Annotated in this window: 15 protein-coding genes; 6 read left to right on the forward strand and 9 right to left on the reverse strand. The window is 59.6% G+C overall.

The window, feature by feature from the left end:
- Together ACRRSD_RS14395 and dadA are read right to left on the reverse strand one after the other, a co-directional pair.
- Entirely contained in the window at window positions 1-354 is a 354-nt protein-coding gene (locus ACRRSD_RS14395; RefSeq protein WP_038359209.1) for a RidA family protein, read from the reverse strand.
- Window positions 326-1,630: a D-amino acid dehydrogenase gene (dadA, locus tag ACRRSD_RS14400; RefSeq protein WP_095113224.1), complete on the reverse strand. Its 1,305-nt coding sequence runs from the start codon at window positions 1,628-1,630 to the stop codon at window positions 326-328. Before dadA ends, ACRRSD_RS14395 begins: the two co-directional genes overlap by 29 nt.
- A gap of 156 nt (window positions 1,631-1,786) precedes the next feature.
- Here dadA and ACRRSD_RS14405 point away from each other — a divergent pair, with 156 nt between their 5' ends.
- Window positions 1,787-2,275 (forward strand): Lrp/AsnC ligand binding domain-containing protein, encoded by a 489-nt coding sequence (locus tag ACRRSD_RS14405; RefSeq protein ID WP_003177284.1) that lies wholly within the window; start codon window positions 1,787-1,789, stop codon window positions 2,273-2,275.
- A gap of 110 nt (window positions 2,276-2,385) precedes the next feature.
- On the opposite strand, the gene ACRRSD_RS14410 is transcribed toward ACRRSD_RS14405, so the two are convergent.
- Window positions 2,386-2,739, reverse strand: a complete 354-nt coding sequence (locus tag ACRRSD_RS14410) for a YkgJ family cysteine cluster protein (protein WP_435038447.1) — start codon at window positions 2,737-2,739, stop codon at window positions 2,386-2,388.
- A gap of 147 nt (window positions 2,740-2,886) precedes the next feature.
- Between ACRRSD_RS14410 and ACRRSD_RS14415 the strand changes: the two genes are divergently transcribed.
- A complete protein-coding gene (locus tag ACRRSD_RS14415; RefSeq protein WP_435038448.1) occupies window positions 2,887-4,197 on the forward strand; it encodes an NAD(P)/FAD-dependent oxidoreductase in 1,311 nt (436 codons plus the stop codon).
- Window positions 4,198-4,340: 143 nt separating this feature from the next.
- Here ACRRSD_RS14415 and ACRRSD_RS14420 read toward each other — a convergent pair whose 3' ends face one another.
- Window positions 4,341-4,586 carry a DUF1127 domain-containing protein gene (locus ACRRSD_RS14420; protein WP_122596710.1) on the reverse strand — a complete coding sequence of 82 codons (246 nt, stop codon included), beginning with the start codon at window positions 4,584-4,586 and terminating at the stop codon, window positions 4,341-4,343.
- A gap of 179 nt (window positions 4,587-4,765) precedes the next feature.
- Here ACRRSD_RS14420 and ACRRSD_RS14425 point away from each other — a divergent pair, with 179 nt between their 5' ends.
- Both ACRRSD_RS14425 and ACRRSD_RS14430 read left to right on the forward strand, forming a co-directional pair.
- Entirely contained in the window at window positions 4,766-6,187 is a 1,422-nt protein-coding gene (locus tag ACRRSD_RS14425; RefSeq protein ID WP_134178440.1) for a PLP-dependent aminotransferase family protein, read from the forward strand.
- Between the two features lie 60 nt (window positions 6,188-6,247).
- Window positions 6,248-7,816 (forward strand): phospholipase D family protein, encoded by a 1,569-nt coding sequence (locus tag ACRRSD_RS14430; RefSeq protein WP_435038449.1) that lies wholly within the window; start codon window positions 6,248-6,250, stop codon window positions 7,814-7,816.
- Between the two features lie 87 nt (window positions 7,817-7,903).
- On the opposite strand, the gene ACRRSD_RS14435 is transcribed toward ACRRSD_RS14430, so the two are convergent.
- Together ACRRSD_RS14435 and ACRRSD_RS14440 are read right to left on the reverse strand one after the other, a co-directional pair.
- Window positions 7,904-9,049 carry an MFS transporter gene (locus ACRRSD_RS14435; RefSeq protein WP_435038450.1) on the reverse strand — a complete coding sequence of 382 codons (1,146 nt, stop codon included), beginning with the start codon at window positions 9,047-9,049 and terminating at the stop codon, window positions 7,904-7,906.
- A gap of 188 nt (window positions 9,050-9,237) precedes the next feature.
- Window positions 9,238-10,731: an aldehyde dehydrogenase gene (locus ACRRSD_RS14440; protein ID WP_038359230.1), complete on the reverse strand. Its 1,494-nt coding sequence runs from the start codon at window positions 10,729-10,731 to the stop codon at window positions 9,238-9,240.
- A gap of 238 nt (window positions 10,732-10,969) precedes the next feature.
- On the opposite strand from ACRRSD_RS14440, the gene ACRRSD_RS14445 reads away from it, so the two are divergent.
- The gene (locus tag ACRRSD_RS14445; RefSeq protein WP_435038451.1) at window positions 10,970-11,332 is read left to right on the forward strand and encodes a cupin domain-containing protein; all 363 of its coding nucleotides are present in this window, start codon (window positions 10,970-10,972) and stop codon (window positions 11,330-11,332) included.
- A 179-nt stretch (window positions 11,333-11,511) separates the two neighbouring features.
- Here ACRRSD_RS14445 and rpmG read toward each other — a convergent pair whose 3' ends face one another.
- Window positions 11,512-11,667, reverse strand: a complete 156-nt coding sequence (rpmG, locus tag ACRRSD_RS14450; RefSeq protein ID WP_003177274.1) for a 50S ribosomal protein L33 — start codon at window positions 11,665-11,667, stop codon at window positions 11,512-11,514.
- 11 nt (window positions 11,668-11,678) lie between these two features.
- On the reverse strand, window positions 11,679-11,912 hold the full coding sequence (rpmB, locus tag ACRRSD_RS14455) for a 50S ribosomal protein L28 (RefSeq protein ID WP_007920377.1): 234 nt from the start codon (window positions 11,910-11,912) through the stop codon (window positions 11,679-11,681).
- Window positions 11,913-12,360: 448 nt separating this feature from the next.
- Between rpmB and ACRRSD_RS14460 the strand changes: the two genes are divergently transcribed.
- Window positions 12,361-13,947 carry an ABC transporter substrate-binding protein gene (locus ACRRSD_RS14460; RefSeq protein ID WP_435038452.1) on the forward strand — a complete coding sequence of 529 codons (1,587 nt, stop codon included), beginning with the start codon at window positions 12,361-12,363 and terminating at the stop codon, window positions 13,945-13,947.
- Between the two features lie 149 nt (window positions 13,948-14,096).
- On the opposite strand, the gene radC is transcribed toward ACRRSD_RS14460, so the two are convergent.
- Entirely contained in the window at window positions 14,097-14,771 is a 675-nt protein-coding gene (gene radC, locus ACRRSD_RS14465) for a RadC family protein (RefSeq protein ID WP_038359238.1), read from the reverse strand.
- Window positions 14,772-14,867: the final 96 nt, after the last annotated feature.

Raw genomic sequence — 14,867 nt, forward strand, 5'->3', positions numbered from 1 at the left:
TTACGGCAGCGCGGCGACGATAGAGATTTCTACCAGGATGCTCGGCTTGGCCATTTTCGCTTCGACGGTGGCACGGGCCGGGGCGGCGCCTTTTGGCAGCCACTGGTCCCACACCGAGTTCATCCCGGCAAAATGCGCTTCGATGTCGTTCAGGTAGATGGTCGCCGACAACAGGTGCTGTTTGTCAGTGCCGGCCAGATCAAGCAAACGCTCGATGTTGGCCAGTACGTCGCGGGTCTGCTGTTCAATCCCGGCGTCGAAGTCGTCGCCGACCTGCCCCGCCAGATACACGGTGCCGTTGTGGCTGACGATCTGACTCATGCGCTCATTGGTGAGCTGGCGCTGGATTGCCATGTTTTGCGGACTCCTGAATTTTGTTGCCGTAACGGGAAATATCGAGGCCTTCGGCGCTGATCTGCGGCTTTTTCTTCGCCATCAGGTCGGCCAGCAAACGACCGGAACCGCACGCCATGGTCCAACCCAGGGTGCCGTGACCGGTGTTGAGGAACAGGTTCTTGAACGGTGTGGCGCCAACGATCGGCGTGCCGTCCGGCGTGGTCGGCCGCAGACCGGTCCAGAAACTCGCCTCGGCCAGATTACCGCCCTGAGGATAAAGGTCGTTGACGATCATCTCCAGGGTTTCACGCCGACGCGGGTTCAGCGACAGGTCAAAACCGGCGATCTCGGCCATGCCGCCAACGCGGATGCGATTATCGAAACGGGTGATCGCGACCTTGTAGGTCTCGTCAAGAATAGTCGATGTCGGGGCCATTGCCGGGTTGGTGATCGGCACGGTCAGCGAGTAACCCTTGAGCGGATACACCGGGGCCTTGATGCCCAGCGGCTTGAGTAATTGCGGCGAATAGCTGCCGAGGGCCAGTACGTAGCGGTCGGCGGTTTCCAGCTTGCCGTCGATCCACACACCGTTGATGCGATCACCGGCGTAGTCGAGTTTCTGAATGTCCTGGCCGAAGCGGAATTCCACACCCAGCTTCACGGCCATTTCGGCGAGACGGGTGGTGAAGATCTGGCAGTCGCCAGTCTGGTCATTTGGCAGGCGCAGGGCACCGGCGAGGATGTCAGTGACACCTGCCAGCGCTGGCTCGACCCGGGCAATGCCGGCGCGGTCGAGGACTTCAAACGGCACGCCGGATTCTTTCAGCACGGCGATGTCTTTGGCGGCGTTATCCAGTTGCGCCTGGGTGCGGAACAGCTGAGTCGTGCCGAGGCTGCGGCCTTCGTAGGCAATGCCGGTTTCGGCGCGCAGTTCATCGAGGCAGTCGCGGCTGTACTCGGACAGACGCACCATGCGCTCCTTGTTCACCGCGTAACGGCTGGCGGTGCAGTTGCGCAGCATCTGCGCCATCCACAAGTACTGGTCGATGTCGGCGGTGGCCTTGATCGCGAGAGGGGCGTGGCGCTGCAACAGCCACTTGATCGCTTTGAGCGGCACGCCCGGCGCGGCCCACGGCGAGGCGTAGCCCGGCGAGACCTGGCCGGCGTTGGCGAAACTGGTCTCCATGGCCGCAGCAGGCTGCCGGTCGACCACCACTACTTCAAACCCGGCACGGGCCAGATAGTAAGCACTGGCGGTACCGATAACGCCGCTACCCAAGACCATTACGCGCATTTTTGTATCCCTCATCGCGGCAGGGCCGCGTACGTCTGTTGTTAGAGCAATGATGCGCGCAGTGTAAAAAAGAAATGGCAGTGCTTTTCACTATATAAGCGCCTATATTTGGCGACAATTCTCGGCAAAAACCCTTTTCACGGAGGCGCATCCCCTATGCGTACCAACACTCAGACCAAACGTGAGCTGGACAAGATCGACCGCAACATCTTGCGGATCCTGCAGGCGGACGGGCGGATTTCGTTTACCGAGCTCGGCGAAAAGGTCGGTCTCTCGACCACGCCGTGCACCGAGCGGGTGCGGCGTCTGGAACGCGAAGGCATCATCATGGGCTACAACGCCCGGCTGAATCCGCAGCACTTGAAAGGTAGCTTGCTGGTGTTTGTCGAGATCAGCCTCGACTACAAATCCGGCGACACGTTCGAGGAGTTCCGCCGCGCGGTGCTGAAATTGCCGCACGTGCTGGAATGTCATCTGGTGTCAGGGGATTTCGACTATCTGGTGAAGGCGCGGATTTCCGAGATGGCTTCGTACCGCAAGCTGCTGGGCGACATTCTGCTGAAGCTGCCGCATGTGCGCGAGTCGAAGAGCTATATCGTGATGGAAGAAGTGAAGGAGAGCCTGAGCTTACCTATTCCGGATTGAAGATCGGTGGCGCTCCATTCGCGAGCAGGCTCGCTCCCACAGGGGAATGCATTTCAAATGTGGGAGCGAGCCTGCTCGCGAAGGCCGCAACTCGGTCTCGAGTGAACGCGTTAAACCAACACCTGCCGATTCGCCGCCATGTACTCGAAAATCTGCTTCTCCACGCGCGGATGAATCAGCTCCACCGGCCGCCGTTCATTCGGGCAAGGCAAGGTTTTCGTCGTACCGAACAACCGGCAAATCAGCGGTCGCTCTTCATACACCGTGCAGCCATCCGGCCCCAGATGCACACAGTTCAGTTCTTCCATCGCCGCATCCTGCTCGGCGCGGGTCTTGCGCGGCAGGCGGGCCATTTCTTCCGGCGAGGTGGTCACCGGCCCACAGCAATCGTGGCAGCCGGGCACGCACTCGAACGAGGGTATCTGCTGACGCAAGTTGCGGATTTTCTGGCTGTTGCAGCTCATTGCAGCGGCGACCGAGGTGAAATAGACGGCAATTGTGCCGCAAAAGCCGTGATCCAGACACCGCCGGCCGACCAATGTTGCCCACGTTCGGGCGTGCGGCTTATGCTCCGTCAAATTTTCTCGACACTTAGCCGTTGGATGACGCCCATGACCGCCCGCGCCCACACTTCCGCGAGCCAACCCCACGTTGCCTCTTATTACGCCGCCAGCAGCCTGCCGCAACCCGACCACTCGGTATTGCAAGGTGAAGTGCTGGCCGATGTCTGCGTGGTTGGTGGCGGGTTTTCCGGGTTGAACACCGCGCTGGAACTGGCCGAGCGCGGTCTCAGCGTGGTGTTGCTGGAAGCGCACAAGATCGGCTGGGGCGCCAGCGGCCGCAACGGCGGGCAATTGATTCGCGGGGTCGGCCACGGTCTCGATCAGTTCGCCAACGTCATCGGCAGCGACGGCGTGCGCGAGATGAAACTGATGGGCCTGGAAGCGGTGGAAATCGTTCGCCAGCGGGTCGAGCGTTTTCAGATTGCCTGCGATTTGACCTGGGGCTATTGCGACCTCGCCAACAAGCCTTCCGACCTCGAAGGCTTTGCCGAAGACGCCGAAGAACTGCGCAGCCTCGGCTATCGCTACGAAACCCGTTTACTGCAAGCCCACGAAATGCACACGGTGGTCGGTTCCAAGCGCTATGTCGGTGGTTTGATCGACATGGGTTCCGGGCATCTGCATCCGCTGAATCTCGCGCTGGGTGAAGCGGCAGCGGCGCAGCAGTCGGGCGTGAAGCTGTTCGAACATTCGGCAGTGACCCGTATCGATTATGGCCCTGAAGTGAAAGTCCACACAGCTCAGGGTTCGGTGCGCGCCAAAACATTGGTGCTCGGTTGCAACGCCTATCTCAATGATCTGAATTCACAGCTCAGCGGTAAGGTTCTGCCCGCCGGCAGCTACATCATCGCCACCGAACCGTTGAGCGAAGAGCAGGCGCACAACCTGCTACCGCAGAACATGGCGGTCTGCGACCAACGTGTGGCGCTGGATTACTACCGGCTCTCGGCGGATCGGCGCTTGTTGTTTGGCGGTGCCTGCCATTATTCGGGGCGTGATCCAAAAGACATCGCCGCGTACATGCAGCCGAAGATGCTCGAAGTGTTTCCGCAACTGGCCGGGGTGAAGATCGATTATCAGTGGGGCGGCATGATCGGCATCGGTGCCAACCGCTTGCCGCAGATCGGCCGACTCGCGGATCAGCCGAATGTGTATTACGCCCAGGCGTACTCCGGGCACGGGGTGAATGCCACGCACTTGGCGGGCAAGTTATTGGCCGAGGCGATCAGCGGGCAGCACAGCGGTGGCTTTGATCTGTTTGCCAAGGTGCCGCACATCACTTTCCCGGGCGGCAAGCATTTGCGTTCGCCGTTGTTGGCGTTGGGGATGCTGTGGCATCGGCTGAAAGAGTTGGTCTGATGGTTTTGCAGCAATTCTGAGGCCGCTTTCGCGAACAGGCTCGCTCCCACAGGGGATCTGCGGTGGATGGGAGGCTTGTATCCACTGGAGATCAATGTGGGAGCGAGCTTGCTCGCGAATGGATCGAAAGAACAATACAGATCTCAGATCCGCCAGAACGGCTTCAACCCCTCCTCCTGCGCTTGCTCACGGGTCAGTCCGATGTCCTTGAGCTGATCCGCCGTCAGCGCCAGCAACGCCCTGCGCGTGTGCAGACGATGCCAGAACAGATCCCAGTGACTCAGGCCGGACGGTGCATTACGCAAAGTCTCATTGCGCGCACGATCCTTCTGCCCTGCCTCCAGTTCCTGACTGTGTAACGTCAGCCGCACATCGCTCAAGCCGTTCATTTTTCAATGCTCCTGTTTACTTGGGTAGCCAGAGATTCCATGATGCGCGGGCGGACAAAATCGTTACAGATTCAAAGCAGCTGTATTAATTCCATACAGATTTACCGCTTCGAAGACTGAATTGTCGATTTCTGCCGCATCTGTACTGGTTTATCGAATCCCTGCATCGAGGCTGTGCCATGACCCTCTACGTAAACCTCGCCGAATTGCTCGGCACGCGCATCGAACAAGGTTTCTATCGTCCCGGCGATCGGTTGCCCTCGGTGCGCGCCTTGAGCGTCGAACACGGTGTCAGCCTGAGCACGGTGCAGCAGGCTTATCGCGTGCTTGAAGACGGTGGCCTGGCCACGCCGAAACCCAAATCCGGCTACTTCGTGCCGGTCGGACGCGAACTGCCCGAGCTGCCCGCCGTTGGCCGCCCGGCCCAGCGGCCGGTGGAAATTTCGCAATGGGATCAAGTACTGGAATTGATTCGCGCGGTGCCGCGCAAGGATGTCGTGCAACTGGGTCGCGGCATGCCCGACATCAGCTCGCCAACCATGAAACCGTTGCTGCGCGGTCTGGCGCGGATCAGCCGCCGCCAGGACATGCCCGGTCTGTATTACGACAACATCCACGGCACCCTCGAATTGCGCGAACAGATCGCTCGACTGATGCTCGATTCCGGCTGCCAGTTAAGCGCCAGCGATCTGGTGATCACCACCGGTTGCCACGAAGCGCTGTCCACCAGCATCCACGCGATCTGCGAGCCGGGCGACATCGTCGCGGTCGATTCGCCGAGCTTCCACGGCGCCATGCAAACGCTCAAAGGCCTGGGCATGAAAGCCCTGGAAATCCCCACCGACCCGCTCACCGGGATCAGCCTCGAAGCTCTCGAACTGGCGCTGGAACAATGGCCGATCAAGGTCATCCAGCTCACCCCGAACTGTAACAACCCGCTCGGCTACATCATGCCGGAGTCGCGCAAACGCGCCCTGCTCACCCTCGCGCAGCGCTTCGATGTGGCGATCATCGAGGACGATGTGTATGGCGAACTGGCCTACACCTACCCGCGTCCGCGCACGATCAAATCCTTCGACGAAGACGGCCGCGTATTGCTGTGCAGTTCGTTTTCCAAGACCTTGGCGCCAGGGCTGCGTATTGGCTGGGTAGCGCCGGGCCGCTACCTCGAGCGCGTGCTGCACATGAAATACATCAGCACCGGATCGACCGCACCGCAGCCGCAGATCGCCATCGCCGAATTCCTCAAGGCCGGTCATTTCGAACCGCACTTGCGGCGCATGCGCACGCAATACCAGCGCAGTCGGGACCTGATGATCGACTGGGTCACTCGCTATTTCCCGGCGGGCACCCGCGCCAGTCGGCCGCAAGGCAGCTTTATGTTGTGGGTTGAATTACCGGAAGGTTTCGACACCCTGAAACTCAATCGTGAGTTGCACGACCAAGGCGTGCAGATTGCCGTCGGCAGCATCTTTTCCGCCTCGGGCAAATACCGCAACTGCCTGCGGATGAACTACGCTGCCAAACCGACAGCGCAGATCGAAGAAGCGGTGCGCAAGGTCGGCGAGACCGCTGTCAGATTGCTGGCAGAAGCCGACTGACTTTTTTCCAGAGAACCGCGTCCATATGCCGACCCTTGCCGCCAACTGGAATGATCCTACGTGAGCTTCAAACAGCCCCTACTCGCTTTGCTGTTACTCGCCTCGTTCCTCAGCGGCTGTGCCAGTTTCGATGTCCCGCGCGAGCCGAGTCAGGCGTTGCCAGCGGCCGATTCCAGCTTCGGCCGTTCGATTCAGGCGCAAGCGGCGCCCTATCAAGGCCGCTCGGGTTTTCGCCTGCTGTCCAACAGCAGCGAAGCGTTCACCGCTCGTGCTGAGCTGATCCGCAACGCCCAGAGCAGTCTCGATTTGCAGTACTACATCGTCCACGACGGCATCAGCACGCGGATGCTGGTGGAGGAATTGCTCAAGGCCGCTGATCGTGGTGTGCGTGTGCGCATCCTGCTCGATGACACCACCAGTGATGGCCTCGACCAGATCATCGCCACACTGGCGGCGCATCCGCAGATCCAGATTCGCCTGTTCAACCCGCTGCATCTGGGCCGTAGCACCGGCGTCACCCGCGCGGCAGGCCGCTTGTTCAATCTGTCGCTGCAGCACCGGCGCATGCACAACAAGCTGTGGCTGGCGGATAACAGCGTGGCCATCGTCGGCGGGCGCAATCTGGGGGACGAGTATTTCGACGCCGAGCCAAACCTTAATTTCACCGACATCGACATGCTCAGCGTCGGGCCGGTGGCCGAACAGCTCGGACACAGTTTCGACCAATACTGGAACAGTGCCCTGAGCAAGCCGATCGACGAATTCCTCTCCAGCCAACCGACCGCCAAGGACCTGGAGAACACTCGCACGCGGCTGGAAGAATCGCTGGAAGACACCCGCAAACAGAATCACGCGTTGTATCAGCAACTGATGACGTTCAAGACTGCGCCGCGCATGGATATCTGGCGCAAAGAGCTGATCTGGGCGTGGAATCAGGCATTGTGGGACGCGCCGAGCAAGGTCTTGGCCAAGGGTGAGCCGGATCCGCAATTGCTGCTGACCACGCAACTGGCGCCCGAGCTCAGAGGCGTGAGCAAAGAGCTGATCATGATTTCGGCGTACTTCGTGCCGGGCCAGCCAGGTCTGGTTTACCTGACCGGTCGCGCCGATGCCGGGGTGTCTGTCAGTCTGCTGACCAATTCACTGGAAGCGACGGACGTGCCAGCGGTGCACGGTGGCTATGCGCCGTATCGCAAGGCGCTGCTGGAGCATGGGGTAAAACTCTATGAACTGCGACGCCAGCCTGGAGACGGTGGCGGTAGCGGCCCGCATGTCTTCTACAGCAAGTCGTTTCGCGGCTCCGATTCAAGCTTGCATAGCAAGGCGATGATCTTTGATCGGCAGAAGTCGTTTATCGGCTCGTTCAACTTCGACCCGCGCTCGGTACTGTGGAACACCGAAGTCGGGGTCTTGGTCGACAGCCCTGAGCTGGCCGAACATGTACGCGAGCTGGCCTTGCAAGGCATGGCGCCAGCGCTGAGTTATCAGGCGAAATTACAGGATGGCCAGATTGTCTGGGTCACCGAAGACAACGGCCAGATGCATACCCTGACCAAGGAGCCGGGGAGTTGGTGGCGGCAGTTCAATGCATGGTTCAGCACCACGGTGGGCCTTGAGCGAATGCTTTAAAAAGCAAAAGATCGCAGCCTGCGACAGCCCCTATAGTTGAAATGCATTACTCCTGTAGGAGCTGCCGCAGGCTGCGATCTTTTGATGTCAGGCAGGCTCAGTAACTGCGCCAAATGCACCTTGGCGCAACAGCAGTATCACCAACCCGAACGCCCCAATCGCCATCAACAACGGCAACGCATGCCCACTGATCCACTGACTGCCCGCCCCCGCCGCGAGCGGCCCGACCAGACATCCCACGCCCCACAGCTGCGCAATGTGCGCATTCGCCCGCACCAGTGCATCGTCGCGATAACGCTCGCCAATCAAAATCAACGACAGGGTGAACAGCCCGCCGGCACTCGCCCCGAACAATACCCATAGCGGCCAGATCAGCAGCGTATCGAGCAACAGCGGGATCGCCAGACTCGACAGCATCAACACCACCGCGCAGCCAGCAAACAACGTACGTCGCGACAGATAATCGGCCAACGCGCCAATCGGCAACTGCAGCAATGCGTCACCCACCACCACCGTGCTGACCATGGCCAGCGCGATTTCGGCAGTGAAGCCCTGTTGCAGGCAATACACCGGCAACAGCGTCAGGATCATCGCCTCGAATGCGGCGAATAATGACACCGCCCAGGCAATCGCCGGCAACTCACGGGCAAAGCCCCACAATTCTCGGAACGTTACGCTGTTGGCCTCACTGCTCGGCGCACCGCTGCGGCCCAGCAACAGCAATGGCGACAGCAATAGCAACGCAACGCCGACCCAGAAGCCGTAATCCTGCTCGGTGCCCAACGCGCCCAACAGCAACGGGCCCGACAGTTGGCTCAACGCATAGCTGCTGCCATACAGCGCCACCAATCGTCCGCGCCAGTGCTCAACCACCAGCTGATTGATCCAGCTCTCGCCGAGGATGAACACGATGGTCAGGATCACCCCGATCATCAGGCGCAGCACCAGCCAGATCGGATAGCTCGGCAACAGCGCCAGCAAACCGATCGACAACGCCCCGGCCCACAGGCACAGGCGCATCAGATTTGCCGTACCGAAGCGAGCCGCCAGATGGCTGGAAATCTTCGCGCCCAACAACACGCCAATCGCCGGCATCGCTGCCATCACCCCGATGGCGAAGGAGCCGTAGCCCCAACTCTCCAGACGCAACGACACCAACGGCATGCTGACCCCCAGGGCCAGGCCGACACTCAGGACAGACGCCAACACGGCGAAATACGTCGCCCACCGCATGTTCCACGCTCCTGTGGATTATTTTTATGTGCACCACAAAACCACTGTGGGAGCGAGCTTGCTCGCGAATACGGTCTCACATTCAGCAGATTTGCTGACTGATACACCGCCTTCGCGAGCAAGCTCGCTCCCACAGGGGATCTCTGTCTGGTTTGGGAGCCTGATTGAATCAGGCTCCCCTCAGCGGCTTACAGCTTGATCCACGTCGCCTTCAGCTCGGTGTACTTGTCGAACGCATGCAGCGATTTATCGCGGCCATTACCCGACTGCTTGAATCCGCCGAACGGCGCAGTCATGTCGCCGCCGTCGTACTGGTTGACCCAGACGCTGCCGGCGCGCAGTGCCTTGGCGGTCAGGTGCGCTTTGGAGATGTCCTGGGTCCACACGGCGGCGGCCAAGCCATACGGCGTGTCGTTGGCGATCTGGATCGCTTCTTCAGCCGTATCGAAAGCAATGACCGACAGCACCGGGCCGAAAATCTCTTCCTGAGCGATCTTCATCGCGTTGCTCACACCGTCGAAAATCGTTGGCTCGACGTAGGTGCCACCGGTTTCCTGCAGGATTCGCTTGCCGCCAGCGACCAGTTTGGCGCCATCGCTGTGCCCGGATTCTATGTACGACAGCACGGTATTCATCTGCTGCGTATCTACCAGTGCACCGACATTGGTTGCCGGATCCAGCGGATTGCCCGGTTTCCAGGTTTTCAGCGCCTCGATCACCATCGGCAGGAATGTGTCCTTGATCGAACGCTCGACCAGCAGACGCGAACCGGCGGTGCACACCTCGCCCTGGTTGAAGGCGATGGCGCTGGCTGCGGATTCGGCGGCGGCTTGCAGGTCCGGCGCATCGGCAAAGACGATGTTCGGGCTCTTGCCGCCGGCTTCCAGCCAGACGCGCTTCATGTTCGATTCGCCGGAGTAGATCATCAGTTGCTTGGCGATTTTGGTCGAGCCGGTGAACACCAGCGTGTCGACATCGTTGTGCAGGGCCAGCGCCTTGCCGACGGTGTGACCATAGCCCGGCAGCACATTGAGTACGCCTTTCGGAATACCGGCTTCAACGGCCAGCGCAGCGATGCGGATGGCGGTCAGCGGCGATTTTTCCGACGGTTTGAGGATCACCGAGTTACCGGTCGACAGCGCCGGGCCGAGTTTCCAGCAGGCCATCATCAGCGGGAAGTTCCACGGCACGATGGCGCCGACCACGCCTACCGGCTCGCGGGTTACCAGACCGAGCTGGTCGTGAGGCGTAGCGGCGACTTCGTCGTAGATCTTGTCGATCGCTTCACCGCTCCAGCTCAGCGCCTGCGCCGCGCCCGGAACGTCGATGTACAGTGAGTCGCTGATCGGCTTGCCCATGTCGAGGGTTTCGAGCAGGGCCAGTTCTTCGGCGTGCTGCTTCAGCAGGCCGGCAAAACGGATCATGGTGGCTTTGCGTTTGGTCGGCGCCAGACGCGACCACACGCCGGAATTGAAGGTGGCGCGGGCATTTTCCACGGCGCGCTGGGCGTCGGCGGCGTCGCAGCTGGCAATCTTGCCGAGCAGACGGCCATCGACCGGGCTGATGCACTCGAAGGTCTCGCCGGAAACGGCGTCGGTGTATTCGCCATTGAGGTAGGCGCGGCCTTCGATTTTCAGGTCGCGGGCGCGTTGTTCCCAGTCGGCACGAGTCAGGGTGGTCATTTGAGTGTCCTCCTCTTGTTGAATACGAGCGCCGTGCGATCGTCGCCAGCGTCCTCAAAAATTCTGCCCGGCCAGCCGGTTTTTCGGCCAGAGGCACCCGCCACCCTAAACCAGCGGCCGGGGTTGTTTCAATATATTTGACATAAGGTGGTCATACGGCCTTGCGGTGTTGATTTTAATCAACATAGACTTTGGGCCTTTCCAGCCAATCGCGCCGTATCCACGGGGGATAACAACAATGAACATCCAGAACGTCGTCGACATCAGCCTCACCAGCAGCGAAGCCGAACGCTATCGTCCGGACCCGGCCAAGGTGCTCAAGGGTGATCCTGAACAAGCGGTGTTCCATCAATACGACAGCCCTTGTGGGCAGATGGGCGTCGGCGTGTGGGAAGGTGCGGCGGGCCAATGGACGGTGAATTACACCGAGCATGAGTACTGCGAGATTCTGCAAGGAGTGTCGGTGTTGCGTGACAGCGATGGCAATGCCAAAACGTTGCGTGTTGGCGACCGCTTTGTGATTCCGGCGGGGTTTCGTGGCACTTGGGAAGTGCTGGAGGCTTGCCGCAAGATTTATGTGATCTTTGAACAGAAGGCTTGAGTCTTTCGCTGGCCGATCCGGCCCTTTCGCGAGCAAGCTCACTCCCACATTCGACCGCATTCCAATGTAGGAGTGAGCCTGCTCGCGATGAGGCCCGGACAGGCGATGCAAATCTGAAGGCAACAAAAAAGGCCCGTATCGTGAGATACGGGCCTTTTTCGTAAGTCGGGAAAAATCAATTACTTGATTTTGCCTTCCTTGTAGATCACGTGCTTGCGAACAACCGGATCATATTTCTTGATCTCGATTTTGTCCGGGGTAGTACGCTTGTTCTTGTCGGTAGTGTAGAAGTGACCAGTACCGGCGCTCGAGATCAAACGAATCAATTCACGCATGATTAGCTCCCTTAAATCTTGCCATCGCGGCGAAGTTCGGCGAGCACGACAGTGATGCCACGCTTGTCGATGATACGCATGCCTTTGGCAGATACGCGCAGACGCACAAAACGTTTCTCTTCCTCAACCCAGAAGCGGTGATGCTGCAGGTTCGGCAGGAAACGACGACGGGTTTTGTTGTTTGCGTGGGAAATGTTATTCCCAGTCACCGGACCCTTACCGGTAACTTGACATACTCTCGACATGCCTCAGCCCTCTAAAACCACATGCCCAACCCGGCATGGGTTGGCCGCTTAATCTCTCAGTCATTTGGCGCCAGGCGCCGCGTTTCTTTAGAGGTCTTACCGGCTACACCTACAGTGAAGGAACCGGGCCCCTAGAAAAGAGCGCTGCTTTATACCAGAAAGACTTCGGAGCAACAACAATCGGTGTGCAATCAATCGGTAAAAAGGCGTTTTTTTGGCCCGCGAGCGCCTTGGATAAAGGCTGGCATCGATTTTTACCACTCGTCGCAGAAAACCGCCCTTGCGGGCGTTTCAGACTTTTAGCCGCACCCCGCAGTCTGAAAAACCGCCGTCACTGTGCCCCGAAAATGCAAAAGGGGGATAGTCATTTGTAATCCAGACCACTAGGGTAGGCCTTTTCCAGACTGCACTTGCAGATGGGCCTTCGATCTGTAAAAGGAAACCGACCATGCGCCTCGCTGCCCTACCCCTGTTGCTCGCCCCGCTCCTGCTGAGCCCCCTGGCCCAGGCCGCCGCACTGAGCGTCTGCACCGAGGCCAGCCCGGAAGGGTTCGACGTGGTGCAGTACAACTCGCTGACCACCACCAATGCCTCGGCCGACGTGCTGATGAATCGCCTGGTGGATTTCGACACCGCCAGCGGCAAAGTCGTGCCGAGCCTGGCCGACAGTTGGGAAGTCAGCACCGACGGCCTGACTTACGTGTTCAAGCTACACCCGCAGGTGAAGTTCCACACGACCGACTACTTCAAGCCGAGCCGCGAGCTGACCGCCGAAGACGTCAAGTTCAGCTTCGACCGCATGCTCGACCCGGCCAACCCGTGGCACAAGGTCGCTCAAAGCGGCTTCCCGCACGCACAGTCGATGCAGCTGCCAGCACTGATCAAGAAGATCGACGCACTCGATCCGCTGACCGTGCGTTTTACGCTTGATCACCCGGACTCCACCTTCCTGGCGACCCTGAGCATGGGTTTCGCCTCGATCTACTCCGCCGAATACGCCGACAAACTGATGAAAGCCGGCGCGACGGACAAGCTCAACAGCCAGCCAATCGGCACCGGCCCGTTCGTGTTCACCCGTTTCCAGAAAGACGCGGCGATTCGCTACAAAGCCAACCCGGATTACTTCGGCGGCAAGCCTGCGGTTGACCCGTTGATCTTCGCCATCACCCCGGACGCCAACGTGCGCCTGCAAAAGCTGCGACGCAATGAATGCCAGATCGCCCTGTCACCGAAGCCACTCGACGTACAAGCCGCGCTGAAAGAACCGACGCTGAAAGTCGAAAAAACTGACGCGTTCATGACCGCTTTCGTTGGCATCAACAGCCAGCATCCGCCGCTGGACAAGCCGGAAGTACGTCAGGCGATCAACCTCGCCTTCGACAAGGCCAACTACATCAAGGCTGTGTTCGAAGACACCGCCGAAGCGGCCAACGGCCCTTACCCGCCGAACACCTGGAGCTATGCGAAGAACCTGCCGGGCTATCCGCACGATGTCGCCAAAGCCAAGGCATTGCTGGCCAAGGCCGGGTTGAAGGACGGCTTCCAGACCACGATCTGGACGCGCCCGTCGGGCAGCCTCCTCAACCCGAACCCAAGCCTGGGTGCGCAGATGCTGCAGTCGGATCTGGCGGAAATCGGTATTCAGGCGGAAATCCGCGTGATCGAGTGGGGCGAACTGATTCGCCGCGCCAAAGCCGGCGAGCATGATCTGTTGTTCATGGGCTGGGCGGGCGATAACGGCGACCCGGATAACTTCCTCACGCCGCAGTTTTCCTGCGCGGCGGTCAAGTCGGGCACCAACTTCGCGCGGTACTGCAACGCCGATCTGGACAAGCTGATCAGCGCAGGCAAGACCACCAGCGAGCAAGGCGTGCGCACCAAGCTGTACGAGCAGGCGCAGACGCAGATTCAACAGCAGGCGCTGTGGTTGCCGCTGGCGCACCCGACTGCTTACGCGCTGACACGCAAAGACGTTCAGGGTTACTCCGTGAGCCCGTTTGGCCGCCAGGATTATTCCAAGGTCAACCTCAAATAACCTGCCCAGCACATCACCTGGGGATGCCATCAAACCTGTGGGAGCGAGCTTGCTCGCGAAAGCGGCCTGTCAGTAAAAATGATGCTGACTGGCACTGCGCCTTCGCGAGCAAGCTCGCTCCCACAGGGGATTTGCATCGCTCCTGAGAGTTACATCCAGCCACACTCCGCCATCGATAACGGCTCACCATCACCCACGATGAAGTGATCCAGCACCCGCACATCAATCAACTCCAGCGCCTTCTGCAAACGCTTGGTCAGCAATCGGTCAGCCTGACTGGGGTCAGTGTTCCCCGATGGATGGTTGTGGCACAGGATCAACGCCGCCGCGTTATTGGCCAAACATCGCTTCACAACCTCGCGCGGATGCACGCTGGTGTTGTCGATGGAGCCGCGAAACAGTATCTCGAAATTCAGTACTTGATGCTTGGAGTCGAGAAACAGGCAACCAAACACCTCATGCGGTTCGTGACGCAGCATCGCTTTCAGATAGTCGCGAACGACCTGAGGGTTTTCCAGGGCTGGTTTCTGCCGTGATTTCTCAGCCAGATGCCGCCTGTTCATTTCCTGAGCCGCCTGCAGTTGCGCAAACTTCGCCGGCCCGAGTCCCAATTGTTTGCTGAATGCGTCCTGATCGGCCTCAAGCAGCAAACGCAGGCTGCCGAATTGAGTCAACAGATTGCGCGCCAGGTCCACAGCGCTTATTCCGGGCAATCCGGTACGCAGAAAAATCGCCAGTAACTCAGCGTCCGAAAGACTCGCTGCCCCGTGTTCCAATAACCTTTCCCGCGGGCGTTCCGCCGCAGGCCAATCGCGAATACTCATACACATTCCCTGTCTGTGGGCGCCGCTGTTCCGTAGCGGTCGCTGTGATATCGTAGCCCATCTTTTTTGCGGTCGATTCAACCCTGGGGAGGGGCA

Origin of the sequence: Pseudomonas neuropathica (assembly GCF_051174785.1) — a bacterium.
GTDB lineage: Bacteria > Pseudomonadota > Gammaproteobacteria > Pseudomonadales > Pseudomonadaceae > Aquipseudomonas > Aquipseudomonas neuropathica_A.

Bases quoted from the DNA above. Each gene is read 5' to 3' on its own strand.
- ACRRSD_RS14425 (WP_134178440.1), top strand. From the start codon at position 4,766: ATGACCCTCTACGTAAACCTCGCCGAATTGCTCGGCACGCGCATCGAA.
- ACRRSD_RS14435 (WP_435038450.1), bottom strand. From the start codon at position 9,049: ATGCGGTGGGCGACGTATTTCGCCGTGTTGGCGTCTGTCCTGAGTGTC.
- ACRRSD_RS14420 (WP_122596710.1), bottom strand. From the start codon at position 4,586: ATGAACGGCTTGAGCGATGTGCGGCTGACGTTACACAGTCAGGAACTG.
- ACRRSD_RS14395 (WP_038359209.1), bottom strand. From the start codon at position 354: ATGGCAATCCAGCGCCAGCTCACCAATGAGCGCATGAGTCAGATCGTC.
- ACRRSD_RS14405 (WP_003177284.1), top strand. From the start codon at position 1,787: ATGCGTACCAACACTCAGACCAAACGTGAGCTGGACAAGATCGACCGC.
- ACRRSD_RS14415 (WP_435038448.1), top strand. From the start codon at position 2,887: ATGACCGCCCGCGCCCACACTTCCGCGAGCCAACCCCACGTTGCCTCT.
- rpmB (WP_007920377.1), bottom strand. From the start codon at position 11,912: ATGTCGAGAGTATGTCAAGTTACCGGTAAGGGTCCGGTGACTGGGAAT.
- radC (WP_038359238.1), bottom strand. From the start codon at position 14,771: ATGAGTATTCGCGATTGGCCTGCGGCGGAACGCCCGCGGGAAAGGTTA.
- rpmG (WP_003177274.1), bottom strand. From the start codon at position 11,667: ATGCGTGAATTGATTCGTTTGATCTCGAGCGCCGGTACTGGTCACTTC.
- ACRRSD_RS14410 (WP_435038447.1), bottom strand. From the start codon at position 2,739: ATGAGCTGCAACAGCCAGAAAATCCGCAACTTGCGTCAGCAGATACCC.
- dadA (WP_095113224.1), bottom strand. From the start codon at position 1,630: ATGCGCGTAATGGTCTTGGGTAGCGGCGTTATCGGTACCGCCAGTGCT.
- ACRRSD_RS14445 (WP_435038451.1), top strand. From the start codon at position 10,970: ATGAACATCCAGAACGTCGTCGACATCAGCCTCACCAGCAGCGAAGCC.
- ACRRSD_RS14460 (WP_435038452.1), top strand. From the start codon at position 12,361: ATGCGCCTCGCTGCCCTACCCCTGTTGCTCGCCCCGCTCCTGCTGAGC.
- ACRRSD_RS14440 (WP_038359230.1), bottom strand. From the start codon at position 10,731: ATGACCACCCTGACTCGTGCCGACTGGGAACAACGCGCCCGCGACCTG.